The organism is Streptomyces sp. NPDC051105 (assembly GCF_040682795.1).
Classification (GTDB): domain Bacteria; phylum Actinomycetota; class Actinomycetes; order Streptomycetales; family Streptomycetaceae; genus Streptomyces.
The window spans coordinates 173,285-197,920 of the sequence record NZ_JBFBBR010000015.1; the positions used below are offsets into that span (position 1 = coordinate 173,285).

Below are 24,636 nucleotides of genomic sequence, written 5' to 3' on the forward strand. Positions count from 1 at the left end.
GGGCGGCCGTGGTCAGGTCGCGATCGGAGGCCGTGGCCGGGCGTATAAGCTGACAGATCTGTAGAATTCTGGCCATGGCGGAGCGGCCGGTCACCTCGACGGCGCCCGAACTCGTCCTGGAGACCGACACGGGCTCCACGGTGATGAGCCCGGGCCGCGACTACCACGTCGGGCGTGACCCGTACAGCGACATCGTTATCGACGACTCCCGGGTCTCCTGGCACCACGCGGTGCTGCGGCCCGCGGACGGCCACTGGACCCTCGAGGACGAGCAGAGCACCAACGGCACCTACGCCGACGGCCGCCGCATCCGCGAAGGGGAAGTGGGCCCCGGCACGGTCATCCGCTTCGGCAGCCCCGCCGACGGGCCGAGCGCCGTCCTCGTCGGCCGCGCGCCGCCCGCCCCGGACCGCCCCTCCTCCGTCTCCATGCCGAGCCGCACCGGCACCTTCCGGCAGCCGTCCTCGGTACGACGGCTGCACGCCCGCACCATCCGCATCGGCCGCGCCACCGACAACGACGTCGTCGTCGACGACCTGGTCGTCTCCCGCCACCACGCCGAACTGCGCGCCCACCCCGACGGCAGCTACGAGATCGTCGACCTCGACAGCCACAACGGCACCTACCTCAACGGCCGCACCGTCAGCCGCGCCCCCCTCGGCCCCCGGGACGTCGTCGGCATCGGCCACTCGGCGTTCTGCCTGGTCGACGGCCAGCTGCAGGAGTACGTCGACACCGGCGAGGTCTCCCTCGACGTCCAGGAGCTCACCGTCGCCGTCGACCACGGCCGCAAGATCCTGCTCGACCACGTCTCCTTCCCGGTCGGCGAGAAGTGCCTGCTCGCCGTGGTCGGACCGAGCGGCGCCGGCAAGTCCACCCTGCTCGGCGCCCTCACCGGCCAGCGCCCCGCCGAGCACGGCACCGTCCTCTACGACGGCCGCGACCTCTACCGCGACTACGCCGAACTGCGCCAGCGCATCGGCCTGGTCCCGCAGGACGACATCCTGCACGTCCAGCTGACCGTCCGCAGCGCCCTCACCTACGCCGCCGAACTGCGCTTCCCCGAGGACACCGCGAAGGCCGAGCGGCGGGAACGGGTCGAGGAGGTCATCCGGGAACTCGGCCTCGAACAGCGCGCCGAGCAGCCCGTGCACAGCCTCTCCGGCGGGCAGCGCAAGCGGGTCAGCGTCGCTCTGGAGCTGCTGACGAAGCCCTCCCTGCTCTTCCTCGACGAGCCGACCTCCGGACTCGACCCGGGCATGGACCGCTCGGTGATGAACATGCTGCGCGGCCTGGCCGACGACGGCCGTACCGTCATCGTCGTCACCCACAGCGTGCTCAGCCTCGACGCCTGCGACCGCCTCCTGGTCCTTGCGCCGGGCGGCCGGACCGCCTACTTCGGCCCGCCCGGCGACGCCCTCGGCTTCTTCGGCTTCGACGAGTGGCCCGAGGCCTTCGAGGCGTTCGAGCGGGACACCGGCCGGGACTGGGCGGGGGAGTTCCGCGCGTCGTCGTACCACCGGAAGTACATCGTGAACTCCAGCGCGCAGCCCGTCGTGCCGCGCACCGGCCCGGTCGCCGCGCCCCCGCCGCCGCGCCCGCGCAGCTGGGGAGCCCAGTTCTCGACCCTGGTCCGCCGCTACACCGCCGCCCTCCTCGCCGACCGGACCTTCCTCGCCATCATGATCGGACTGCCGTTCGTCATGGGCGCGATGGCCCGGGCCGTCGCCGGCAACAAGCTCACCTTCGACACCGCGACCAACGCGCTGCTCACCCTCTGCGTGGGCGGGGTGCTGACCGGCGCGGCCAACGCCGTGCGCGAGCTGGTCAAGGAGCGCGTCATCTACCAGCGCGAGAGAGCCGTCGGCCTGCCCAGATCGGCGTACGTGATGTCGAAGGTCGTCGTCCTCGGTGCCCTCACCGTGCTCCAGGCGATCGTGCTCACCCAGGTGGGTCTGGCCGGCGTCGACCTCAACGCGCCCGGCGGCGGAGGGGTGTTGATGCCTCCCCTGCTGGAAATCACCGTCGCCGTGGCCGTGCTCTCGTTCACCGCGATGATGCTCGGCCTGCTGATCTCCGCGCTGGTCCGCAAGGAGGAGGTGACGATGCCGCTGCTGGTGCTGCTCACCGTCGTCCAGGTCGTCTTCTGCGGAACCCTGCTGAAGCTGGACGGCGTGCCCGGACTCGAACAGCTTGCCTGGCTGGTGCCCTCGCGATGGGCGCTCGGTGCCATGGCCGGCACCGTCGAACTGCACCGGATCGTGCCGGGCAGGCTCACCGCCGACCCGTTCTTCCGGCACTCGGCGGGCGTCTGGCTGCGCAACATGGTCATGCTGGTGGTGCTGTCCGCCGTCTTCGGCTGTCTCCTCTCCCGGCTGCTGCGCCGGCACGAACCGGCCGTGATGCGGAAGTAGGCGACACGATGACCACGAGCCCAGGGTTCCGGCCCACCCACGTCGTCCCGGCCGACGGCATGCCCGCCTGGGAGGCCCCCGACCCCGCCCGGCCGACCGTGCCCCTGGACCCGCTGCTGCCGGTGCAACTCGTGGATCGGCGCGGCGACTGGGCGCACATCAGCTGTGCCAACGGCTGGGCCGCCTGGGTCGACGGCCGCTACCTCGTCGCCGTACCCCGCGACCCGCCCCTGACCGGCGGTCCGTCCGCCGAAGCCACCGACCCGCGCCCCCTGCTGGCCCGCGCCGCGCAGGCCCTCGCCGACTATCGGGACGCGGTCGAGGACCTGGCCGGCGGCGGCCTCGACGGCGAGTCCTTCCGGGGCCGTACCCACGGGCTGCGCATCGGCCTGGTGGTCGACGGGGAGTCCATGTGGCTGTACGACCCCGCCGAGGGGTGCTGGCTCTACTGCGACGGGCGGCGGCTGTCGACCTACCTCGCCGACCGGGGCGTCACCGACGGCGAGTTCACCGATCGGCATCTCACCGACCGGCACCTCGCCGACCGGGCTGAGCCGGGCGGCGCTGGTCCCGGTCACAGTCCGACCCGGGTGGTCACCCCGGACGGTGAGCGGGAGCGGTAGGTCTCAGGACCTGTCGGCCGTCACCTCGCCCCGCCGGCGCACCGGGCCGGCCAGCAGCGCGCCCAGGTACCCGGCGGCCAGACCCCACAGTGCGCCCAGGCCCACCGCCGACCACAGCTGCGGCCTCAGCAGCAGCTCGCCGGAGAGACCGCCGCCCAGGTCGCCGATGCCGAGCAGGGAGAGGCCGTAGTGGGCGGAGACCCGGCCGGTGAGGCAGAGCGTCAGCATCGTCAGCGCGAGCGCGATCGCCAGACGCAGGGCGTGCCGCCAGGCGCGGACCCGGGCCGGTGAGCGCACCGCCATCAGGAACGCGGCCGCCAGCAGCAGCACCGCGGCCACCCACACCAGCCACCACCACCGGCCGTCGTGGGCGGTGATCGTACTGAGGTTCAGGGTCGAGACGTCCGGGGTGCGCAGCACCTCGGTGAGGACGTGCGGCACCGGCAGCCCGAATGGGCCGTCGACCCGGCCCTTCCAGGTGGCGCCGAGACCGAGCGTGAGCGCCAGCCACGCCAGGTTGGGCAGCCCGAGCAGGATCATCGCGAGGGTCTCCTCGGCGTGCCCGCGCGTCACCAGCGCGACCAGCGCGACCACCAGGGCCAGACCGACGTAGGCCAGCACGAACACGACCATGGCGAACGCCGCCGGGCGCACCGACGCCTGGAAGCGCAGCAGCCGTCCCGGCAGTGGCGCCCCGCGCGACACCAGCAGCGCCAGCAGCAGGACCCCGGCCAGCCACAGCAGCCCGAACACGAGACTGAGGGGCACATCCGTCGTGAAGCCCACCGTCGGCGCGGCGTCCAGCAGATCGGTGACGTCACTGAGCGTGCCGCTGCCCACGTTCACGGCGAAGGTGTGCCGGGCACCGAGTGCGAGCCCGATCAGCGCGAGCAGCCACAGCACCGCGATCCGGGCCGCCCAGCCGGCCAGCTCCCGGGCGCCGGCCACGGCCCGGTGCCGCAGCGGCCGCAAGAAGCCCCCGGCCACGACCAGCGCCCCGACCAGCGTCACCGACAGCGGTACGACGGTCAGCCCGGCGTTCGTCCGGGCCAGGTCGCCCGCGTCGCCCGACAGCTCGACGGTGCCGCCGACGGCCGTCACCACGGTCGCGAGAACCACCGGGAGAAAGGCGCCGCTCGGCAGGTCCGACGCGCCCGCCACCCACAGCCCCACGGCCGCCGGCACCGCCATGCCGACCAACGCGGCCACCACCACGGCCAGGGCTGGCAGCCAGCCGTGCCGGGCGACGGTCCGGCCGGCCGCGGCGGTCACCGGCCGCGCCGAGGCGATTCGCGGGCTCACGCTGTCACGCTAAGCAACACCTCGGTACCCCGCCCGCCGGGTGGACCGTACGCGTCGGCTTGCGGACGGTACGGGACCGGCGCACATTGGGCTCGTTGTGCATCGAATGAGGCATTTCTCGCAAAAGCTGTTTATCGCGAGTGCCGTCCATCGCAACGGGGAGATGAGCGTGAGCATCGAACCGCCGTCATCCGGCCGCCCCACAGGACCTCCCTCCGGCCCGCTGTCCGGGCCCTCCGGCCCGCCTCCCGGCCCGCCCTCGCAGCCACCCGGCGGCGGAGGCGGCGGAGGCGGCGGCAGCCGGGGCGGACAGCCGCGCCAGCCGTGGTGGAGGTCCGCGCCCCGGATCGCGATGCTCACCACCGCCGTCGTGGTCGCCGCGGCCCTGGCCGTCGTCCTCACCCGTCCGGGTGGCGGTTCCGGGAAGGGCGGCGAGGTTTTCCTCCAGGCCGCCAACAGCTCCGGGCAGGACCCGTTCACCGAGTCCAGCGCGACGAAGAGCTCGGTCACACCGGCATCCTCCGCACCCGTCGGACCGGCATCCTCCGCACCCGTCGGACCGGCATCCTCCGCACCCGTCGGACCGGCCGCCTCGGCCGCCTCGGCCGGGTCGGCGGTGCCGACGAACGAGGTGCGCGGAGTGGACGGTGGAGCACCCGGCCTCTACAGCGGCACGAAGAACAGCGGCAGCTGCGACATCGAGAAACAGATCGGCTACTTCCAGGCTTCGCCCTCGCGCAACAACGCCTTCGCCGCGCAGGTCGGCGTGCGCCCCTCCGGCGTCCCCGCCTACCTGCGCTCCCTCACCTCCGTACAGCTGCGGGCGGACACCCGGGTCAGCGCCCACGGCTACCGCGACGGCGGCTCGACCACGTACCAGTCCGTCCTCCAGACGGGCACCGCCGTGCTGGTCGACGCCCACGGGGTGCCCCGGGTGCGCTGCGCCTGCGGCAACCCGCTGACCCCGCCGGTCGCGCAGAAGAACACCCCGAGGACCAGGGGCACCGCCTGGTCCGGGTACCGGCCCTCGAACGTGGTCGTCGTCGCACCCGCCGTGCGGATCGTGAACGTCTTCGTCCTCTTCGATCACCGGCACGACGACTGGTTTGGCCGGCACCGTGGTGACCACACCGGGCACGAGGACCGCCCGGCGAAGCCCCCGGCCAATCCGAACCCCATGAACCCGCCGGTCCACCACGGCTGTGCGCCCACCCCCGGCAGGACCGGGAGCCCGGGTGCCACGCCGTGCCCGCCGACCTCCACCGGTCCGTCGGGGCCGTCCAGCCCCGGCACCGCCTCGAAGTCCCCGTCGTCGAACGTGCCGTCCTCGCAACCGCCGTCCTCGAAGCCGCCCTCGTCCGAGTCGCCGTCCTCCCCTTCGTCTTCGTCGGAGCTTCCGAAGTCCGAATCCCCGAAGACCGAATCCCCGAAGACCGAATCCCCGAAGTCCGAATCCCCCGGGACGGAGTCGCCCAAGACGGAGTCCCCGCGGTCCGAGGCGCCCAAGTCCGAGTCGCCGAAGACGGAGTCGCCGAAGACCGAGTCGCCCAGGACCGAGTCGCCCAGGACCGAGTCACCCAAGACCGAGTCACCCAAGACCGAAGTGCCGAAGTCCGAAGCGCCGGTGCCGGAGTCGCCGGCGCCGGAATCGCCCAGGTCAGTGGGCCCGCCCTCCCCGGCGTCGCCCGGCCCCGAGTCCGCGGTGTCCTCCGCCGCCCCGGTGTCCCCGCAGGTCCCGCCCAGCTCGGCTCCCCCCGCGCCCCTGGAACCCGAAGGTCCCGGTTCCCCGGCGGTGTGACCGGCGCGACGCTTTTTCTGCGCGGTTGGCGAACACCCCGGGGACTGCCGGACGACACTGGGGGTACGAGCACTGTTGCAACAGCGACCGGGCCGTGACCGGCCTCCTGGAGAGACACGCATGATCGAACACCTGGGCGGGGCAGTGATACCGACTGGCTTCGACGTACCCGTGGAGCCGCTGCGGCGGACAGCGCACTACACCGGTGAACCGGGCTGCATCGCCGAGGCGCGGGACTTCGCGGCCCGCTTCCTGGAGCAGCTGAGGACCGAGTGGTGCGCCACGATCGGCCCCGGGGCCGATGGTGAGCTGCTCCTGGTGGTGAGCGAGCTGATCACCAACGCCGACCGGCACAGCAACGGACCGTACATCCTTGAACTGGAGGGTACGGACAGCGCGGTCCTGGTCTCCGTGTACGACAGCAGTGCCGCCCTGCCTAGGCGCTTTCCCCGGGATCCCGAGCGGGTCGGCCGGCACGGCCTGGAGATCGTGCACGCCCTGGCCGCGGAGGTCACCGCCGAGCGGGTGCCGGTCGGCAAGCTGGTCCGCGCGCTGGTACCTCTCTCGCACTGAACTGGCACCGAACCTCGCACCGAACACGAGTGCCCGGAACACGGATGCCGGACATCGGTTCAGGGCCTCGGGTCAGGACCACGGATGCCGGACATCGGGTCGACCGGACGCGGGATCACCACGGGCGCTGCCCCAGGCGCCGGTGTGGGGCAGCGCCCATGAGTCCCGCCGTCAGGCGCAGCCGAGCTCGCCCAGCATCCCCTGACGCAGGCGCGCGATGATCCGCTTGATGAGGCGGGAGACATGCATCTGGGAGCAGCCGAGCCGCTCGCCGATCTCCGCCTGGGTGGCCTCCTCCACGAACCGCAGATGGATGATCTCCCGGTCCCGTTCGCTCAGCTCGGCCATGAGCGGAGCCAGCGAGTGGAAGTCCTCGACGAGCCGCAGCCCGTCCTCCTCGACGCCGATGAAGTCCGCGAGCACGGACTCGCCGCCGTCGGGGCCGTCCCCGGTGAGCGCGGCGTCCAGGGAGGAGGAGTTGTAGCCGTTGGAGGCCAGCTGGCCCTCGACCACCTCGTCCTCGGACAGGTTCATCAGCGTCGCGAGTTCGGCGACCGTCGGTTCCCGGTCGAGGCGGCTGGAGAGTTCCTCGCGGGCCTTGGCCAGCTCGACCCGCAGCTCCTGGAGCCGGCGCGGGACGTGCACGGCCCAGGTGGTGTCCCGGAAGAACCGCTTGATCTCGCCCACGATGTACGGCAGCGCGAAGGAGGTGAACTCGACCTCGCGCGACAGCTCGAACCGGTCGATGGCCTTGATCAGGCCGATCATCCCGGTCTGGACGATGTCCTCCATGTCGTCGCCCCGGTTGCGGAACCGTCCGGCCGCGAACCGCACCAGCGACATGTTCATCTCGATGAGCGTGTTGCGGGCGTACTGGAACTCCGGCGTGCCCTCCTCCAGCTCACCGAGCCGCTGGAAGAACTGGCGGGACAGGGCCCGTGCGTCACGTGGGGCGACCGCCTTCGGGTCCTCGATCTCGGGCAGTTCCCCCTCCGTCATGCACTCCTCGGCGGACTGCGCGGTGTTCACTGCTTCCGACCGGATCCCGGCGGTATTCATTCCCTCTCCCCACGAACGTCACGGTTCGGCTCGGCCACTGTGGCCTGTGTCCTGCCGGCCCTGCCCAGTTGATCACCCTGGCCCGGTTACCCGCTGTCGGGCGTCCCATGCGTGCTTGACGGACGGGTACCCGGGGTGACGCACCGCATGCGCACCGTCCACCGGTGTGGCGGAAAAAAGCCGGTGACGGTCGGCGGAGAGCTGATCACACTCCGACGCGTGCGGCCGTGATCAACTCGTGCCAGTACCGCTTGGTGACCGTACCGCCGTACCGCGAGTCGATGAGTTCCCGGATACCGGCCAGCAACCCCTTTCGGGCGGCCTCGGGCAGGGCGCGGTGGTTGGAGTAGGTGAGGAGTACGTCCAGGTAGGCGTCGGTCGTGTAGGTGATCTCCTGGCCGTGCCCGTGCACGGTGACGTCCGTGAAGTAGGGGGAGCCGGTGAACTCGGCCGTGTCGGTGGCGATCTCCGACTCGTGGGTCAGCCGCAGTCCCGGCGGTGTGGCCGGGTCCCAACGCTCGTAGCAGTCCTGGGCGTCGGCGAAGAAGTCCTCCGTGCCGCCCGCCACATGGTGGGTGACGACCACGGCGAGCAGTCCGCCGGGGCGCAGCGCCCGGGCCGCCCTGGGTACCCGCACCGCCGGGTCGATCCAGTGGAACGCGGTCGCGCACACCACCGCGTCGAACGGTTCCGGCGGCAGTTCCCACCGCTCGAAGTCCGCGGTCACGACGTCCACCGCGGGGAACGCGGCCAGTTGCCGGCGGGCCACGGCGGCCAGGGACGGGCCCAGCTCCACGGCCGTGATCGCACAGCCGGACCGGGCGAGGTCGACGGTGAGCTGGCCGGTGCCCGGAGCGATCTCCAGGATGCGGACACCCGGGCCGGCGCCCGTGACCCGGCTCAGTTCCTCGATCAGGGCAGGGGGATAGCCGGGCCGAGCGCGCTGGTACCGCTCCGCGTCCTGGTCGAAGGTGTCCCGCAGTTCCGGACCCGTTCCCATGAACTCCAGCGCTTCCATGCAGGGAGAATGCCGATACCGTGCCACAGGGTGCCACTGCTTTTAGGCTGTGGGGGTGAGCAGCCAATCGCCGAACGACGCCCGTGTCATCCCCCTGCGCCCGCAGAAGCCGGCCCCGAAGCCCAGGGAACCCCTCTGGCGCGACCTGGTCGGAGACGTCCTGCGGCGGGAGCGGCTGGACCAGGAGCGCACCCTCAAGGACGTCGCCGAGGCGGCCCGGATCTCCATGCCGTATCTCTCGGAGATCGAGCGCGGCCGCAAGGAGGCCTCTTCCGAGGTCCTCGCGGCCGCCGCCCACGCCCTCGGCCTCGACCTCGGCGGCCTGCTGTCCCTGGTCCAGTCCGAGTTCGACCGTAAGACCGCTGTCGGCCGGACCGTGCCCGGCCCCTACAACGGGCTGTGCCTGGTCGCCTGACAGCCGCTCAGCGCCCGCCCTGCTCCCGCAGCTGCCGGAAGAACGCCCGGACGTCGCCCACCAGCAGGTCCGGCTCCTCCATCGCCGGGAAGTGCCCGCCCCGGTCGAACTCCGTCCAGCGCACGATGTTCTCCGTGCGGTCCGCCTTGTGCCGCAGGGGACGCTGGGGTTCGGCCGGGAACAGGGCGAGGGCGGTCGGTGCCGTCGACGGCTGGGAGGGCGCGGTGGCGCGGGTGCCGGTGGCGTGCGCCCGCTCGTAGTAGATGCGGGCGGACGAGGCGGCCGTGCCGGTCAGCCAGTACAGCATCACGTTCGTCAGCAGCCGGTCCCGGGCCACCGCCTCCTCCGGCAGCTCCTCGGAGTCTGTCCACTCCCGGAACTTCTCGACGATCCAGGCGAGTTGCCCGACGGGCGAGTCCGTGAGCGCGTAGCCGGGGGTGTGCGGGCGGGTGCTCTGCAGGATCGCGTACCCCGTGCTCTCCCGGGACCAGGCGGCCCAGCGGCGCCACGAGTCAAGGGTGTTCGCCTGCTCCTCGGGGTCGAGCGCGGCCAGTTCCCCGGCGGTGGGCTCGGTGGCCTGCTGGGCGCCCGGCAGCAGATTGAGGTGCACGCCGATCACCCGTTCGGGGTGGGCGCGGCCCAGCTCACGGGTGATCGCCGCGCCCCAGTCACCGCCCTGCGCACCGAACCGCTGGTAGCCCAGCCGCGCCATCAGCTCGGCCCAGGCGTCCGCGACCCGTCCCGCCTCCCAGCCGGGCTCCGCGGTCGGACCGGAGAAACCGAAACCAGGGACGCTCGGCACCACCACATGGAAGGCGTCGGCCGGATCCCCGCCGTGTGCGGCCGGATCCGTGAGCGGGCCGACCACATCCAGGAACTCCACGATCGAGCCCGGCCAGCCGTGGGTGATGACCAGCGGGGTGGCGTCCGGCTCGGGGGAGCGGACGTGGGCGAAGTGGACGAGGGTGCCGTCGATCGTCGTCGTGAACTGCGGCCACGCGTTGAGTTCCGCTTCGGCGGCCCGCCAGTCGTACTCGTGGCGCCAGTAGTCCGCGAGTTCTCGCAGGTACGGCGTCGGTACGCCGTACTCCCAGCCGGCGCCGGGCAGCTCGGCCGGCCAGCGAGTGCGGTCGAGGCGGTCGTGGAGGTCGTGGAGGTCGGTCTGGGGGATCGAGATACGGAAGGGACGGACAACCGGCGACGAAGAGGTCATGGTCGGGATGCTAGTGGTGTGACCGGAAAGGTCTGCCGGACGTCGCGAGCCGGTGAACCTTTCCCTCGCAGCACTAGTTGCACGGGGTCGTCGGTCGTCGGTCGTCGGTCGTCGGTCGTCGGTCGTCGGTCGTCTGCGGCTCGGTGGAGGCTGGTCGCGGCCACGCGGCGGAGCCGCATATGCGGCACAGCCCCGCGCCCCTGACGGGGTGCGATCACCGATGAGTTTCTCGACGAGCAGGGGTCGGTACACATGACCGCGTTTCCCGCTCCCAGGAGGTGCCCATGACCACCGACGGATTCACCACGTGTCTCTGGTTCGACGGCCAGGCCGAAGAGGCCGCCCACCACTACGTGTCCATCTTCAAGAACTCCAGCATCGGGAAGGTCGGCCGCTACAACGAGGCCGGACCGGGGGAGCCGGGCTCCGTGCTGGCCGTCGACTTCACCGCCAACGGGCAGAAGTTCGTCGCCATCAACGGCGGCCCGCAGTTCAAGTTCACCGAGGCGATCTCCTTCCAGATCTACTGCGACGGCCAGGAGGAGGTCGACTACTACTGGACCAAGCTCACCGAGAACGGCGGCGAGCCCGGACCGTGCGGCTGGCTCAAGGACAGGTACGGCGTGTCCTGGCAGGTCATCCCGGAGGGGCTGATCGAGATGATCGGCGACAGCGACCCGGAGAAGGCGGCCCGCACCACGCGGGCGATGTACGCGATGGGCAAGCTCGACATCGCCGCGCTGAAGAAGGCGTACGCCGGCGAGTGACCCGCATGGCGACGCGGGGCGGTGTCCCCGGACACCGCCCCGCGCCTGCGCCTCGCCGGGTCAGACCCGGTCGGCCACGATCAGCAGGTACTGGAAGCTGCCGTTCTTGTACGCGGTGAGGAAGGCGTCCTCGATCCCCGTCACCAGGTGCTCGGCCTGCTTGCGCAGTTCCCAGTAGGGGATGGCCGTCTCGGTGAGGTCCTCCACGTGGACCGGCACCAGCCGGTTGTTCGCCATCGCCCGGAAGTACTCCGACCGCGGGTGGATGTCGCAGATGTAGTGGGCGTTGATCAGGGATACCTCGCGCGAGGCCTGCCCGTAGGCGTTGTTGTAGCAGCCGGTGATCGTGACATAGCGTCCGCCGCGGCGCAGCAGCCGGGCGTGCTCGGCGAAGAGCAGCTCCAGCTCGACGTACATCGTGGACTCGTTGTTCCAGGAGGCCGCGTACGCGCCCGTCTCGAAGCCGGTGTCCAGCATGTTCCGGTGGTGGTAGCGGACCTTGTCACCGACCTCCCGCTTGCGGGCCATGCCGTTGGCGAAGTCGGCCTGCTTGGCGGAGATGGTGACCCCGTCGGCGTGGCAGCCGTAGCGCAGGTTCGCCACGATGCTGCCGCCGCCCCGGCCGCAGCCGGCGTCGAAGACCCGGTCGGCGGGGGTGAGCGGGCCGAGGCGAGCGGCCAGCAGCTCGGCCTGGGCGTGCTCCAGGCGGTGCAGCTCGCTGGTGACGCGCTCCTTGCGCAGCTCGGGGTCGGTCTCGTCGAGCACCGACCAGTCGGCCGCGCCGATGCCGTAGTGGTGGTGGTACAGGTCGTCGATCTTTCCGAGTTCGAGGTTGACCGGGTTCTCCTCGGCGTTCCAGTACTCCGCGACGCTGTTCTGGTACCTGGACTGGGTCGGCACCGGGGCGGACGTGGTGGTCTTCCGAGTGACAGGGGCGGTGGTCAACAGTTGCTCCTCGAAGTGTTTCTGAGACGGCGTTTCGGTTTGGCTCGGTGCTACCAGTAGTCGGGCAGGTGGTAGCGGTTGGTGTTGGTGGAGTGCCACTCGTGGTTGCCCGCGACCCAGGCGGCCAGGCCCTCCGCGTAGCGTGCGACCAGCGGCGAGGTGGCGGCCAGGGCGGCCGACTCCTCCTCGAACGCCGCCATGATCCGGTTGTGGATGTCGACGGACTTCAGATAGGCCGCCTTCAGACCGCGCCGGTCGTTGGCCGCCACCACCTGAGGCAGGTTGAGGTGGTCCGGGTCGCTCGCCAGCTCCTTGGTGAAGGAGTACAGGTCGTTGACGATCGTGGTCGCGTTGCAGGCCAGGGCGGTGATCCGCTGGATCTCCGGGCGGGCGTAGAGCGGCTCGGGCAGTTCGTAGCCGTCCACCGCGTCGACGATCGACAGACACGGCCGGAAGTTGTTGAACTGCCGCATCACCAGGTACTCCCAGACCCGCGGCAGGTACCGCGTCTCCATCCATGCGGCCTCGCCCAGGTACCCGAGGTGCAGCCGGGCGATGTCGTGCACGAACCGGTCGGTCTGGCTCGGGGTGGCGAACCCGGAGAAGTCCGCCAGGGCGAAGTGGTACGAGCGCAGCGGACCGTCGGCCCGGATGCCCTCGCGCCACTCCTCCTCCAGCTCCGGGATGCCGTGGTACGGGTCCAGCGCCGACTGGGCGATGATCAGCGGACCGCCGAGCCCGCGCCGGGATCCGCCGCGCCCCTCGTCCTCCTCGCAGTAGCAGGAGTCCACGATGTTCTCGGCCAGCAGCAGCTTGCCGGCGACGGTGAGCCGGTCCAGGTCGAGGCCGCCCGGATGCTGGAGTACGACGGCCCGGCCGAACTGGAAGCCCGAGAAGTCCCCCTTCCAGGCCTCGGGAAACAGGTCGAGCTCCCGGGCCCAGGCCTCCAGGCGGCGGTCGAGTTCGGCGGCCTTGGCGGGGTCGGCGGGTACGGCCGGCCGGTAGTGCAGTCCGGGGACCGCCCCGGTGCGCCTGGCCGGGCGCATGCTCCGCGCGATGTCCGGCGGCCCGGGCAGGACGTAGGAGGTGGTGGGTGTGGTCATGATGACTGTGCTCCAGGCCGTCAGTCGGCGGTGCGGCCGAGCTGGACGTTCTCCAGGATCCCGGCCGCGTCGGGGACCAGGATGGCCATCGAGTAGTAGGCGGTGACCAGGTAGTTGATGATGGCCTGCTCGTTGACGCCCATGAAGCGGACGTTCAGGCCGGGCTGGAACTCCTCCGGGATCCCGGTCTGGTAGAGGCCGACGACTCCCTGGTCGGCCTCGCCGGTGCGCAGCGCGATGATGCTGCTGGTGTGCTCGTCACTGATCGGGATCTTGCTGCACGGATAGATCGGGACCCCGCGCCAGGCCGGGATCTCGTGCCCGTCGACGTTCGCGCTCGGGGGCACCAGTCCGCGCCGGTTGCACTGCCGGAAGAACGCCGCGATCGCCTTGGGGTGCGCCAGGATCACCTTGGTCTTGCGCCGCATGGAGATCAGCTCGTCCATGTCGTCCGGGGTCGGCGGGCCGGTGAAGGAGCTGATCCGCTGCCCGTAGTCGATGTTGTGCAACAGCCCGAACTCACGGTTGTTGACCAGCTCCCACTCCTGGCGCTCACGGATCTCCTCGACCGTGAGGCGCAGCTGCTGCTGGGTCTGGTCCATCGGGTTGTTGTAGAGGTCGGCGACCCTGGAGTGCACCCGCAGCACGGTCTGGGTGAGCGACAACTCGTACTCGCGCGGCGCGAGTTCGTAGTCCACGAAGCCGCCCGGCAGGGTCGGCTCACCCCGGTGGCCGGCCTGTACCGGCACCCCGGCCTCGCCCTTGCGGTTCATCGGCAGCCGCTGCCGGTCGACGTACGCCTGGAGATGCGCGCCCAGCGACGGCACCCGGTCCATGACCTCCTCGACGACCGTCCAGGGCAGCGCCAGCACCACGCCGGCCGTCTCCGCCCGGACCGAGGTGAGCCACAGCGGGTCGGTCTGGCCGACCGCCTCGTCGCCCATCTGGTCGCCGTCGGTGACGACCCCGACGACCTCCTCCTCGCCGTACTTGCCGGCCGCGAACCGGATGAACCGGCCGTGCACGACCAGGTAGGTCTCGGTGACCGGCTGGCCGGCCTCGAACAGCACCTGCCCGGCGCGCACTTCGCGGGCCTGGAACCGCTCGGCGATCTGGGTCAGCGCGTCCAGGTCGTCGTAACCCCGCAGGATGGGCAGTTCGGTGAGGGTTCCCGGGATGACCCGGATGTCGTCCCCGCCGTTCTGTTCGAAGCTCACCCGGCCGCGTCCGGTGCGCAGTTGGAGGCGCCGGTTGACCCGGTAGGCGCCGCCTTTGACGTCCACCCAGGGCAGTGTCTTCAGCAGCCATCGGGAGGTGATGGCCTGCATCTGCGGTTCGGACTTGGTGGTCGTGGCGAGCTGACGCGCCGCCCGGGTGCTCAGACTGGTGAGCTGCCCGTCGGTGGTCGGATCCGGCTCGGGCTCGTCGACGGCGGAACCGATGACGCTGTCCGGTGTGGACACATTCCCTCCAGCAGAGAGGTGAACAGAGGTGACCCGGAGGGTCGGTGGTGTGCGAGGTGGCGCTGCGCAAGGACCAGCCAAACAGCCGTGGTGATCTACGGATACGGCGCGAAAGGGGCGGTTGCGCGCCTTAGTTGCGCAAACCTGGTGTTCGAGGTGGAAAAGGTGGTGTTACCCGAGCGCGCGCCGGTGATCCGCTCCGGTGCCCGGGTCCGTCGCGGGTTGGGCTCAGGAAAAGTCGTTGACCAGCACCGCGGCCCCGTCGAAGCGCCCGGCCTTCAGGTCCCGCAGGGCCCGGGGGGCCTCGGACAGCGGGTAGGTGTGGGTGGTCGCGTGGACGTGGTGCCGCGCGGCCAGGGCCAGGAACTCCCGCCCGTCGGCACGGGTGTTGGAGGTGACGCTGCGCAGCTCCCGCTCGTAGAACAGCTCCCGCTCGTAGTTCAGCGTCGGTACGTCGCTGAGATGGATGCCCGCGACCGCCAGCACCCCGCCCCGGTCCAGGGCGCGCAGCGCGACCGGCACCAGATCACCGACCGGGGCGAACAGGACGGCGCTGTCCAGCGGCTCGGGCGGCGCCTCGGAGGCGCCCCGGGCCGAGGCCGCGCCCAGCTCCAGGGCCAGCCGCCGGGCCTCGGCACCCCGGGTGAGCACATGTACCGTCGCGCCCTCCGCGAGCGCCACCTGCGCGCAGAGATGAGCGCTGCCCCCGAAACCGTACAGGCCGAGCCGACCGCCCGGCGGAAGCGATGCCCGGCGCAGCGCGCGGTAGCCGATGATCCCGGCGCACAGCAGCGGCGCGAGCGCCACGTCGTCGAGGGCGCCCGGCAGCCGGTAGGTGAAGTCCGCCGGCACGGTGGTGTACTCGGCGTAGCCGCCGTCCGCGTCCCAGCCGGTGTACTCCGAGTGCGGGCACAGGTTCTCGGCGCCCCGCCGGCAGTAGGCGCACGTCCCGTCCGTGCGCCGCAGCCAGGCCACCCCCACTCGGTCGCCCACCGCGAAGTCCGCCACCTCGGCGCCCACGCCCGCGACCACGCCCACCACCTCGTGCCCCGGCGTCACCCCGGGCCGGTGCACCGGCAGATCACCCTCCGTGACATGCAGATCGGTTCGGCACACCCCGCAGGCACGTACCCGGACCAGCAGTTCGTCGGCCGCGGGCACCGGCACCGGACGTTCGACGAGCCGGAGCGGGTTTTCCTCGACCGGTCCGGGCCGCGCCACCGACCACGCCCGCATCGCGTCCGTCATGTCGTGCCCCATCCGCCGAAGGCCGCCGGCTCACCCTCCCCAGTGTCCGACGGAGTCCGGCGTTCGGCGCGCGGGCGGACAACCGGATGACTAGCGTGAGGAAGCGGGAGAATCCGCTCGATCGGAAGGGTCGCGGCCATGGCGGTACAACCTGAAGGAACCCCCTGTTGGGCCGACGCGATGTTCAGCGACCTGGAGGGGGCCAAGAACTTCTACGGCGAGGTCCTCGGCTGGACGTTCGGCGAGTCGACGTCGGAGTACGGCAACTACACCCAGGCCTACGCGGACGGCAAGGCCGTCGTCGCCGTCGTACCGCCCATGCCCGGCCAGGAGGGGCAGTCGCAGTGGTGTCTGTACTTCGCCTCGCCGGACGCCGCTGCCGCCGCCGAGCGGATCCGGGAGAACGGCGGCGAGGTGCTGATGGAGCCGATGCAGGTCGGCGACTTCGGCACGATGTGCCTGGCCCGGGAGCCCAGCGGGGCGGTGTTCGGCATCTGGCAGGGCGGCGTCCACGAGGGTTTCGAGGCCACGGCCGTGCCCGGCGCCTACTGCTGGGCGGAGGTCTTCACCCGCGAGCCAGAGAAGGCCGACCCCTTCTTCACCGCCCTCTTCTCCTACACGGCCAGGCAGGTCGAGGACGACAACGTCGACTTCAGGATGTTCGACGTGGGCGGGAACACGGTTCTCGGCCGGATGGGAATGACCGACGACTTCCCGCCCGAGGTGCCCTCGTACATCAACGTCTACTTCACCGTCGACGACTGCGACGAGGCCCTCGCCAGGGCCACCAAGCTCGGCGCGGTGCTGCGCTTCGGTCCGATGAGCAGCCCCTTCGGCAGGTTCGCGGCGCTCACCGACCCGCAGGGCGCCAACTTCTCGGTGATCGACATCACCACCACCGAGGGCGAGCAGCCCCAGGTCAAGGACGTCTGACCAGCACGTACACGGGGCCAGGGCCGGGCTCGCGGCCCGGCCGTGGCATGATCGGGCCCATGCGTGAACGAGTGGTGGCCGCGTGCGACGGGGCTTCTAAGGGAAACCCGGGACCGGCCGGCTGGGCCTGGGTGGTGTCCGACGACGAGGCGACGCCGGCCCGCTGGGAGGCCGGACCGCTCGGCAGGGCCACCAACAACGTGGCCGAACTGACCGCACTGGAACGGCTGTTGACGGCCGTCGACCCGGACGTGCCGCTCGAGGTCCGGATGGACTCGCAGTACGCGATGAAGGCGGTCACCACCTGGTTGCCCGGCTGGAAGCGCAACGGCTGGAAGACCTCGGCGGGCAAGCCGGTCGCCAACCAGGACCTGGTCGTCCGCATCGACGCACTCCTCGACGGCCGCACGGTCGACTTCCGGTACGTCCCCGCCCACCAGGTCGACGGCGACCCGCTGAACGACTTCGCCGACCGCGCGGCCAGCCAGGCGGCGACGGTCCAGGAAGCCGCGGGCAGCGCCCTCGGCTCCCCGGTACCGCCGCCGTCCCCCACGTCCGCCGCCTCCGGCGGGGCGCCGCGCCGCAAGGCGGCGCCCCGCAAGACCGCCGTCGGCGGTTCTTCCTCGCGCACCATCAAGGCCAAGTTCGCCGGCCGCTGCCTGTGCGGCCGCTCCTACGCGGCCGGCGAGCCGATCGCGAAGAACGGGCAGGGCTGGGGCCACCCGGAGTGCCGTACGGCGGAGGCCTGATCGGCCGTCGTCAGCCGTCGTCAGCCGTTGTCCGCCGTCGTCAGCTGTCTCAGCCGCCTCAGCTGCCTTCAGACGTCGAACGTGTAGAACCGCGTGTGGTCGAGCAGGTCCGCCGGCCGCACGTCGTTCCACGGCTTCATCGTCTCGTTCAGGTCGACGACGTCCGGCGTCCCGCCGCCCGGCACATAGACCGCCTGCGGATGCCGGCGCTGCCACTCGGCCCACAGCTTGTCGATGAAGGCGTGGTGCAGCCAGAACACCGGGTCGTTGGGGGAGACCCCGGTGGCCATCTGCCCGCCGACCCAGACATGGACGCGGTTGTGCAGATTGACCCCGCGCCAGCCCTCCAGATGGTTCCGGAAGCCGTCCGAGGCGCTGTTCCAGGGCGCCATGTCGTACGTCGGGATGGCCAGCACCGAGTCGACCTCGGCCCGGGTCGGCAGCTCGCGCACGCCGGTCCCGAGCGACCTGCGCAGATAAGTACGGCCGTCCACCCGGACGTTGAGCGGCCAGTTCCCGCTCGAGGCGGCGAACGGGCCGTCCGTCACCCGCCCGTCGGAGCTGCGCCCGGTGCCGCCGAGGAAGTCCGGCGCCCACAGCGCGGCACGGACGGTGCGGTCGGCGCTCCAGTCCCAGTAGGGGAGTGCCACCGAGGAGTCCACCGACTGCAGCGCCTGCTCGAAGTCGAGCAGGAATCTGCGGTGCCAGGGCAGGAACGACGGCGAACGATGGCCGGTGCGCTCCGAGTCGTCGGTGTCGGACATGATGAAGGCGTTGTGCGTGCGCACGAAGTCGTCGTAACGCCCGCTGCGCTTCAGTTCGATGACGGCGGCGACGAACCGCCGCTTCTCGTCGGCGGACAGACGGGCCTGGTTCTTGCGTACGGTCATGTGCGGGGTGCTCCTTGTGCGGGCGGTCAGTTGGCGGGGAACGGCAGCAGCGCGGCGCCCTGCAACTCGTCGACCGCCGCGCGGGCGGCGGCACGCGGGGTGCGCACCGGGTCGTAGTGGCTGACGACGCTGATCCAGCTGCCGTCCGCGTTCCGCATGACGTGCAGCTCCGCCCCGTCCACGAACACCGCGTATCCGGTGCCGTGTCCGTGGTGGTGACCGTCCCTACCGCCCATGCCCTTCATGCCGCCCATGCCGTCCATGCCGTCCATGCCGTCCATGCCGTCCATGCCGGACGGGCGGCCCTGTATCCGGCGCCCCTTGTAGACCTCGTCGAAGGGTTCGAGGGATCCCTCCTGCGGGTGAGCGGCGGCCGGGGTGCCGGGGGTGACCAGGGTCTGGGCACCGGCCGCGGCCGCGAGGGCGGCCGCCGCGGTGAGCGCGCGACGGCGGGTGAGTTCGGGCATACGGATGCTCCTGTACTGGGTGCGGGTGGTGACTCCGTATGCCTATCCGCCGGTTTCCGGGCGGGAGAAATCGCCCGGATCGGGTTGGCTGCGATCAGGACAATTGACTACATGTCATACAAGATTGAACGAAGATGATCTTTCCGTGGCGGGGATCCGCCGGTACGGGAACGGGGAATTCCTTGCCCGGGTGTAGGCGTTTTCGTCGATCTTTCGCGTGGGTCCGCCGTCCGGGTGCCGTGGCTCACGCCGTCAATCTGGCGCGATTCGAAAACCCGGCCGGACCCGTCACCGCTGCTACTCTGCGGTGCCAATTGGCCACTTTCAGTGAAAACCAGGGGTGTGTGTGAAGGTCGTCTGCGTCGGAGGCGGGCCCGCCGGCCTGTATCTAGCGATCCTGCTCAAGCGGCAGAACCCGTCCCATGACATCACCGTCCATGAACGCAACCCCGAGGGCTCGACCTACGGCTGGGGCGTCACCTACTGGCGAGCCCTGATGGACCGGCTGCACGCGTGCGACCCCGAGTCGGCACGCGCCGTCGAGGAGAGTTCGGTGCGCTGGAACCAGGGCGTCGCCTACGTCCGCGACCAGGTGACCCGGCGGCCCGGCGACCCGGGCCACGGCATCGGCCGCCACCGCCTCCTGGAAATCCTCGCCGCACGCGCCCGGTCCCTGGGCGTACGGCTGGAGTTCGAGAGCGAGATCACGCCCGACGACCTTCCCGAGGTCGACCTGGTCGTCGCCGCCGACGGCATCCACAGCGCCCTGCGCACCCGGCACGCCGACGACTTCGGCGCCGAGGTCACCGAGGGTCGCAACCACTACGTCTGGCTCGGCACCACCAAGGTCTTCGACTCCTTCACCTTCGCCTTCGCCGAGACCGACCACGGCTGGGTCTGGTGCTACGGCTACCCGTACGACGACGGGCACAGCACCTGCGTCATCGAGTGCGCCCCCGAGACCCGCACCGGCCTCGGCCTCGACGCGCTGAACCAGGCCGACCAACTGGCCCTGCTGGAGAAGCTGTTCACCGGCATCCTCGACGGCCGTCCGCTGGTCGCCGGCTCCTCGGCGGCCGCCTGGCCCACCTTCCGCACCCTCACCAACCGCACCTGGCACCACGGCAACCTCGTCCTGCTCGGCGACGCCGCCCACACCACCCACTACTCCATCGGCGCCGGTACCACCCTCGCCCTGGAGGACGCGATGTGCCTCGCCGGCGCCCTGCGCGAGCACGGCGCCGGACCCCAGGCCCTCGCCGCCTACGAGCGGCGGCGCAAGGCCGAACTGCTCTCCGCCCAGAGCGCCGCCCGCCTCAGCGCCCGGTGGTACGAGAACCTGCCCCGCTACATCGACCTGCCCGCACACCGCATGTTCGCCCTGCTCGGCCAGCGCCACTCGCCGCTGCTGCCGTACGTTCCGCCGCAGCTCTACTACGGCATCGACAAGGCAGCCGGGCGGCTGGAGGTGCTGCGCCGGTTCAAGCGGTGGCTCGGTCCACGGGCGGCGCGCGCCCTGCACTCCCGGTCGTAGGCGCCGGCTGGCGGGGGCACGAGTTGGTGAAAGGCCATTCACTCGATAGGGTGAATTCGTATTCACCTTCCTATCTGTGCCGTCCGCAGGAGCGCCGATGGATCACCCCGCCCCGACAGTCGGCCCCTCGGGCTCGCCCGCCGCACCGCCCCGACTGCGGGACCGGCTGACCATCCCGGTACTGGCCTTCGGCGGGATCCTGATGGCCGTCATGCAAACGGTGGTCGTCCCCCTGCTCCCGGACCTGCCCAAGCTCACCCACTCCTCGGCCGGCACCGTCTCCTGGATGGTCACCGCGACCCTGCTCGCCGGGGCCGTCCTCACCCCGGTGCTCGGCCGGGCCGGCGACATGTACGGCAAGCGCCGGGTGCTCACCGGGGCGCTCACCCTGATGACCGTCGGATCCGTGATGTGCGCCCTGTCGTCCGACATCACCGTGCTCATCGTCGCCCGCGCCCTGCAGGGTGCCGCCGCCTCCGTCGTACCGCTGTCGATCAGCATCCTGCGGGACGAACTGCCGCCCGAGCGGCGGGGATCGGCGGTGGCGCTGATGAGCTCCACCGTCGGCATCGGCGCCGCGTTGGGCCTGCCGCTGGCCGCGCTGGTGGTGCAGTACTACGACTGGCATACCATGTTCTGGCTGACCAGCCTGCTCGGGGCGCTGGGCGTGGCGGCCGTGTGGTGGGCGGTCCGGGAGTCACCGGTACGCCAACCCGGGCGGTTCGACGTGCTCGGCGCGCTCGGGCTGGCCGTCGGGCTGACCTGCCTGCTGCTCGGCGTCTCCCAGGGCGGCCAGTGGGGCTGGGGCAGCCAGCGGGTCCTCGGGCTGTTCGCCGCCACCGTCCTCGTCCTGGCCCTGTGGTGGTGGCAGCAGTTGCGCACCGGGCAGCCGCTGGTCGACCTGCACCTGGTGTCCCGGCCGCGGGTCGGCCTGTCCCATGTCGCCGCCCTGCTCACCGGGTTCGCCTTCTACGCCAACTCCCTGGTCACCGCCCAGCTGGTGCAGGCGCCGAAGGCCACCGGATACGGCCTGGGCCTGTCCATCGTGGCCACCGGCCTGTGCCTGCTCCCCGGCGGCGTCACCATGCTGCTGTTCTCGCCGCTCTCCGCCCGGATCTCGGCCTCCCGCGGTCCGCGCATCACCCTCGCCCTCGGCGCCGCGGTCATCGCCTGCGGATACGTGGTGCGCATCGCCGACAGCCGCGACCTCTGGATGATCATCCTGGGCGCCACCGTCGTCGCCACCGGCACCACACTCGCCTACTCGGCGCTGCCCACACTGATCCTGCGGGCCGTCCCGGCGAGCCAAACCGCCTCCGCCAACGGTGTCAACGTCCTCATGCGCACCATCGGCCAGGCCACCTCCAGCGCCGCCGTGGCCGCCGTCCTCACCCATCACACCAGCCTCGTCGGCGGCGCCCAGATGCCCACGCTGCACGGCTATCTGCTGGCGTTCGCGATGGCCGGCGTCATCGCGCTCGCCGCCGGCGCCGCCGCGCTGTCCATACCCGGCGACAAGGCCACGGACGACGCCCCGCGCGCCCGGGCCCGCACCAAGGGCGCCCGGGACAACGCGCTGGAGGGAGCATGAGTACCGTGAGCACCCGACCCGACAGCGGAACCGACACCACCCCCGCGCCCGCGCCCGGCCGCCGGGACGCGGAGGCCACCAGGGCCGCCATCCTCAAGGCCGCCCGCCACCTCCTCGCCCGGCACGCGCACGCCGACATCACCCTCAAGGACGTCGCCGAGCGCGCCGGGGTCAGCGCGCCGCTGATCCTCAAGTACTTCGGCAACAAGGACGGGCTGTTCGCCCGCGTGATGTCCTTCGACACCGACGCGGCCGCCCTGCTCGACGCTCCCCTGGACGACCTGGGCCGGCACATGGTCCGGCACGTCCTGGAGGGCCAGCGCGACCGGGGCGCCGACCCGCTGCTGCGGATCGTCTTCGCCCCCCTGCACGGCGACCACGGGGACGTGCTGCGCGCCAACTTCCGTGCCCAGGTGGTCGACCGCGTCACCGCCCGGCTCACCGGCCCCGACGCCGGACTGCGCGCGGAACTGGCCGTCGCCCAGCTCATCGGCCTGGGCGTGATGTACGGCATCGCCCGCGGCCCACGGGTGCGCGACTCCGCGATCGACGACCTCGCCGACCGCTACGGCCCGGGCGTCCAGGCCCAGTTGACGCCCTAGTCCGGCTCCGGCCCGGTCAGCAGCGCCTCGGCCGACCTGCGGAAGGCGGCCGGCAGCCGGCGGCCGTCGCCGGCGCGGGTCGCCAGGACCACCTGACTCGGCTCGACGCCGTGCAACGGGACCGTGGTCAGATCGGGGCGGATGGTCGCGCCGGGCACCAGGGGCGCGATCGCCACGGCCTGCCCGGCGGCGACATGCTCGAACTTGTCCTCCACCGCGCCGATCAGCGGACCACCGGGCGCCGGGCTGCCGTCCGGCCGGGGATCGACACGCCAGAACGCGTTCCAGAGGGGATCCTGTCCCCGGGGCAGCGGCTCGTCGGCGATGTCGTCGAGCGTGACCGACTCCTTCCCGGCGAGCCGGTGGTCCAGCGGTACGACCAGGACCCGCGGCTCGTCGTAGAGGACCGTCACCCGCAACTCGTCGGTGCGCAGCGGCAACCGGGTCACCACCGCGTCCACCCGCCCCGTCAGCAGGGCCTCGCGCGACTCGTTCCAGTCGAGGTGCAGGGTCCGCACGTCGGCGTCCGGGAAGCGGCGGCGCAGATCACGTACGGCCGGGGTGACGAAGATCCCGTTGATGTACCCGACGGTGATCCGGCTGGGCTCGGCGGCGGCCCGGGTGAGGGCCGCGGCCTCGCCCGCGGCCCGCAGCAACGCGCCGGCCCGCGGTAGGAACACCTCGCCGGCCTCGGTGAGCCGGGCGCCCTGCGGGGTGCGGTCGAAGAGCCGGGCACCCAGCACCTGCTCCAGCCGCTGGACCTGCCGGCTCAGCGCGGGCTGGGTGATGTGCAGGGCGCCGGCGGCCCGTCCGAAGTGCCGCTGCTCGGCCACGACGGTGAAGTACCGGACGAGCCGCAGATCGAGGTCAGGGGCGGAATCCGGATCAGCCATTCCCTCAGGATAGCGCCTGCTACCTGCACCGATGCCTGAAAGGCATTGCGCATTCCGAAAGAGGCTTTGGACACCAGCCGACCGTCGGCCGAACGATGGAAGCACCACCCCCTCTCCGTCGAAGGAGCACCCACCATGCGGGTATTCGTCACCGGCGGCAGCGGCTTCATCGGCTCCGCGACCGTCCCCGAACTCCTCGGCGCCGGGCACCAGGTCCTCGCTCTCGCCCGCTCGGAAAGGTCCGCCGAGGCCTTGAAGGCGGCGGGCGCGGAAGTGCACCGCGGCAGCCTCGACGACCCCGAGGACCTGGCACGCGCGGCGGCCGGGACCGACGGCGTGCTGCATCTGGCCTTCAACCACGAGGACTTCCCGGACATGACGCGAGCCGTGGAGACCGACCTGCGCGTCATCGAGGCGATCGGCACCGCCCTGGAGGGCTCGCACCGGCCCTTCGTCGTCACCTCGGGAACTCTGCTGCTCGGCCCGGTCGACGGTGTGGCGACGGAGCAGGACACCCCGGCACCGAGCATCCACCGCGGCGCCTGCGACGTGGCCGCACTCGCACTGGCCGAGCGCGGCGTACGCAGCTCGGTGGTGCGCCTGGCCCCCACGGTGCACGGCCGCGGTGACCGGGGCTTCGTACCGCGGCTTATCGACGTCGCCCGCCGGACGGGCGTCGCCGCCTACGCCGGCGAGGGCACCAACCGCTGGCCGGCCGTACACCGCCTGGACGCGGCCCACCTCTACCGCCTGGCCCTGGAGTCCGCCCCGGCGGGCACGGCCCTGCACGGAGCGGCCGACGAGGGAATCCCCTTCAAGGACATCGCCGCGGCGATCGCCAAGGGCCTCGACGTCCCCCTCAAGAGCATCCCGACGACGGCGGCGGAAGCCCACTTCGGCTGGCTGGGCATGGTGGCGACGATGGACAACGCGGCCTCGAGCGAGAGGACCCGGAAGCTTCTGGGCTGGACACCCCAACAGGCGGGCCTGCTCGCGGACTTGGAAGAGGGCCACTACTTCTAGGAGAAATCGCAAT

General features: G+C 71.5%; 22 protein-coding genes and 1 pseudogene. 12 read left to right on the top strand and 11 right to left on the bottom strand.

What is annotated here, in order from left to right; genetic code table 11:
• Positions 1 to 74: 74 nt before the first annotated feature.
• Complete coding sequence (locus tag AB0N16_RS31855) at positions 75 to 2,414, top strand: FHA domain-containing protein (protein WP_365802723.1); 2,340 nt, start codon at positions 75 to 77, stop codon at positions 2,412 to 2,414.
• An 8-nt stretch (positions 2,415 to 2,422) separates the two neighbouring features.
• On the top strand, positions 2,423 to 3,037 hold the full coding sequence (locus tag AB0N16_RS31860; protein WP_365802725.1) for a hypothetical protein: 615 nt from the start codon (positions 2,423 to 2,425) through the stop codon (positions 3,035 to 3,037).
• 3 nt (positions 3,038 to 3,040) lie between these two features.
• On the opposite strand, the gene AB0N16_RS31865 is transcribed toward AB0N16_RS31860, so the two are convergent.
• The gene (locus AB0N16_RS31865) at positions 3,041 to 4,339 is read right to left on the bottom strand and encodes a streptophobe family protein (protein WP_365802727.1); all 1,299 of its coding nucleotides are present in this window, start codon (positions 4,337 to 4,339) and stop codon (positions 3,041 to 3,043) included.
• A gap of 169 nt (positions 4,340 to 4,508) precedes the next feature.
• Between AB0N16_RS31865 and AB0N16_RS31870 the strand changes: the two are divergent.
• Positions 4,509 to 5,738 (top strand): annotated as a pseudogene (locus tag AB0N16_RS31870) (DUF6777 domain-containing protein); the annotation flags it as partial.
• A 519-nt stretch (positions 5,739 to 6,257) separates the two neighbouring features.
• Complete coding sequence (locus tag AB0N16_RS31875; RefSeq protein WP_365802729.1) at positions 6,258 to 6,710, top strand: ATP-binding protein; 453 nt, start codon at positions 6,258 to 6,260, stop codon at positions 6,708 to 6,710.
• Positions 6,711 to 6,881: 171 nt separating this feature from the next.
• On the opposite strand, the gene AB0N16_RS31880 is transcribed toward AB0N16_RS31875, so the two are convergent.
• Both AB0N16_RS31880 and AB0N16_RS31885 read right to left on the bottom strand, forming a co-directional pair.
• Positions 6,882 to 7,769: an RNA polymerase sigma factor SigF gene (locus tag AB0N16_RS31880; protein WP_365802731.1), complete on the bottom strand. Its 888-nt coding sequence runs from the start codon at positions 7,767 to 7,769 to the stop codon at positions 6,882 to 6,884.
• Between the two features lie 205 nt (positions 7,770 to 7,974).
• Entirely contained in the window at positions 7,975 to 8,787 is an 813-nt protein-coding gene (locus tag AB0N16_RS31885; RefSeq protein ID WP_365802733.1) for a class I SAM-dependent methyltransferase, read from the bottom strand.
• A 55-nt stretch (positions 8,788 to 8,842) separates the two neighbouring features.
• Here AB0N16_RS31885 and AB0N16_RS31890 point away from each other — a divergent pair, with 55 nt between their 5' ends.
• Positions 8,843 to 9,202 carry a helix-turn-helix transcriptional regulator gene (locus AB0N16_RS31890; protein WP_365802735.1) on the top strand — a complete coding sequence of 120 codons (360 nt, stop codon included), beginning with the start codon at positions 8,843 to 8,845 and terminating at the stop codon, positions 9,200 to 9,202.
• Between the two features lie 7 nt (positions 9,203 to 9,209).
• Here the strand turns inward: AB0N16_RS31890 and AB0N16_RS31895 are convergent, their stop codons facing one another.
• A complete protein-coding gene (locus AB0N16_RS31895) occupies positions 9,210 to 10,415 on the bottom strand; it encodes an epoxide hydrolase family protein (RefSeq protein WP_365802737.1) in 1,206 nt (401 codons plus the stop codon).
• A gap of 284 nt (positions 10,416 to 10,699) precedes the next feature.
• Here AB0N16_RS31895 and AB0N16_RS31900 point away from each other — a divergent pair, with 284 nt between their 5' ends.
• Positions 10,700 to 11,182 carry a VOC family protein gene (locus AB0N16_RS31900; protein WP_365802739.1) on the top strand — a complete coding sequence of 161 codons (483 nt, stop codon included), beginning with the start codon at positions 10,700 to 10,702 and terminating at the stop codon, positions 11,180 to 11,182.
• Between the two features lie 60 nt (positions 11,183 to 11,242).
• On the opposite strand, the gene AB0N16_RS31905 is transcribed toward AB0N16_RS31900, so the two are convergent.
• The 4 genes from AB0N16_RS31905 to AB0N16_RS31920 all read right to left on the bottom strand — a co-directional run bounded on the left by AB0N16_RS31905 (position 11,243) and on the right by AB0N16_RS31920 (position 15,929).
• Complete coding sequence (locus AB0N16_RS31905) at positions 11,243 to 12,127, bottom strand: geranyl diphosphate 2-C-methyltransferase (RefSeq protein ID WP_365802741.1); 885 nt, start codon at positions 12,125 to 12,127, stop codon at positions 11,243 to 11,245.
• Between the two features lie 50 nt (positions 12,128 to 12,177).
• Positions 12,178 to 13,230 (bottom strand): family 2 encapsulin nanocompartment cargo protein terpene cyclase, encoded by a 1,053-nt coding sequence (locus AB0N16_RS31910; protein ID WP_365802743.1) that lies wholly within the window; start codon positions 13,228 to 13,230, stop codon positions 12,178 to 12,180.
• Positions 13,231 to 13,250: 20 nt separating this feature from the next.
• Positions 13,251 to 14,693: a family 2B encapsulin nanocompartment shell protein gene (locus tag AB0N16_RS31915; protein ID WP_365802745.1), complete on the bottom strand. Its 1,443-nt coding sequence runs from the start codon at positions 14,691 to 14,693 to the stop codon at positions 13,251 to 13,253.
• Between the two features lie 228 nt (positions 14,694 to 14,921).
• Entirely contained in the window at positions 14,922 to 15,929 is a 1,008-nt protein-coding gene (locus AB0N16_RS31920; protein ID WP_365802868.1) for a zinc-binding alcohol dehydrogenase family protein, read from the bottom strand.
• 150 nt (positions 15,930 to 16,079) lie between these two features.
• Here AB0N16_RS31920 and AB0N16_RS31925 point away from each other — a divergent pair, with 150 nt between their 5' ends.
• Positions 16,080 to 16,874 carry a VOC family protein gene (locus AB0N16_RS31925; protein ID WP_365802747.1) on the top strand — a complete coding sequence of 265 codons (795 nt, stop codon included), beginning with the start codon at positions 16,080 to 16,082 and terminating at the stop codon, positions 16,872 to 16,874.
• A gap of 47 nt (positions 16,875 to 16,921) precedes the next feature.
• Positions 16,922 to 17,623, top strand: a complete 702-nt coding sequence (locus tag AB0N16_RS31930; RefSeq protein WP_365802749.1) for a ribonuclease H — start codon at positions 16,922 to 16,924, stop codon at positions 17,621 to 17,623.
• A 68-nt stretch (positions 17,624 to 17,691) separates the two neighbouring features.
• Here AB0N16_RS31930 and AB0N16_RS31935 read toward each other — a convergent pair whose 3' ends face one another.
• The gene (locus AB0N16_RS31935) at positions 17,692 to 18,513 is read right to left on the bottom strand and encodes a tyrosinase family protein (RefSeq protein ID WP_365802750.1); all 822 of its coding nucleotides are present in this window, start codon (positions 18,511 to 18,513) and stop codon (positions 17,692 to 17,694) included.
• Between the two features lie 26 nt (positions 18,514 to 18,539).
• Entirely contained in the window at positions 18,540 to 18,980 is a 441-nt protein-coding gene (locus AB0N16_RS31940; RefSeq protein ID WP_365802752.1) for a tyrosinase cofactor, read from the bottom strand.
• A gap of 340 nt (positions 18,981 to 19,320) precedes the next feature.
• On the opposite strand from AB0N16_RS31940, the gene AB0N16_RS31945 reads away from it, so the two are divergent.
• The 3 genes from AB0N16_RS31945 (at position 19,321) to AB0N16_RS31955 (ending at position 22,707) form a co-directional block, all read left to right on the top strand.
• On the top strand, positions 19,321 to 20,514 hold the full coding sequence (locus AB0N16_RS31945) for an FAD-dependent monooxygenase (RefSeq protein ID WP_365802754.1): 1,194 nt from the start codon (positions 19,321 to 19,323) through the stop codon (positions 20,512 to 20,514).
• 97 nt (positions 20,515 to 20,611) lie between these two features.
• A complete protein-coding gene (locus AB0N16_RS31950; RefSeq protein ID WP_365802756.1) occupies positions 20,612 to 22,105 on the top strand; it encodes an MFS transporter in 1,494 nt (497 codons plus the stop codon).
• Positions 22,102 to 22,707, top strand: a complete 606-nt coding sequence (locus tag AB0N16_RS31955; RefSeq protein ID WP_365802758.1) for a TetR family transcriptional regulator — start codon at positions 22,102 to 22,104, stop codon at positions 22,705 to 22,707. Before AB0N16_RS31950 ends, AB0N16_RS31955 begins: the two co-directional genes overlap by 4 nt.
• On the opposite strand, the gene AB0N16_RS31960 is transcribed toward AB0N16_RS31955, so the two are convergent.
• A complete protein-coding gene (locus AB0N16_RS31960; RefSeq protein ID WP_365802760.1) occupies positions 22,704 to 23,600 on the bottom strand; it encodes a LysR family transcriptional regulator in 897 nt (298 codons plus the stop codon). The two genes, AB0N16_RS31955 and AB0N16_RS31960, sit on opposite strands and share 4 nt — an antisense overlap.
• A 135-nt stretch (positions 23,601 to 23,735) precedes the next feature.
• Here AB0N16_RS31960 and AB0N16_RS31965 point away from each other — a divergent pair, with 135 nt between their 5' ends.
• A complete protein-coding gene (locus AB0N16_RS31965) occupies positions 23,736 to 24,623 on the top strand; it encodes an SDR family oxidoreductase (protein ID WP_365802762.1) in 888 nt (295 codons plus the stop codon).
• Positions 24,624 to 24,636: the final 13 nt, after the last annotated feature.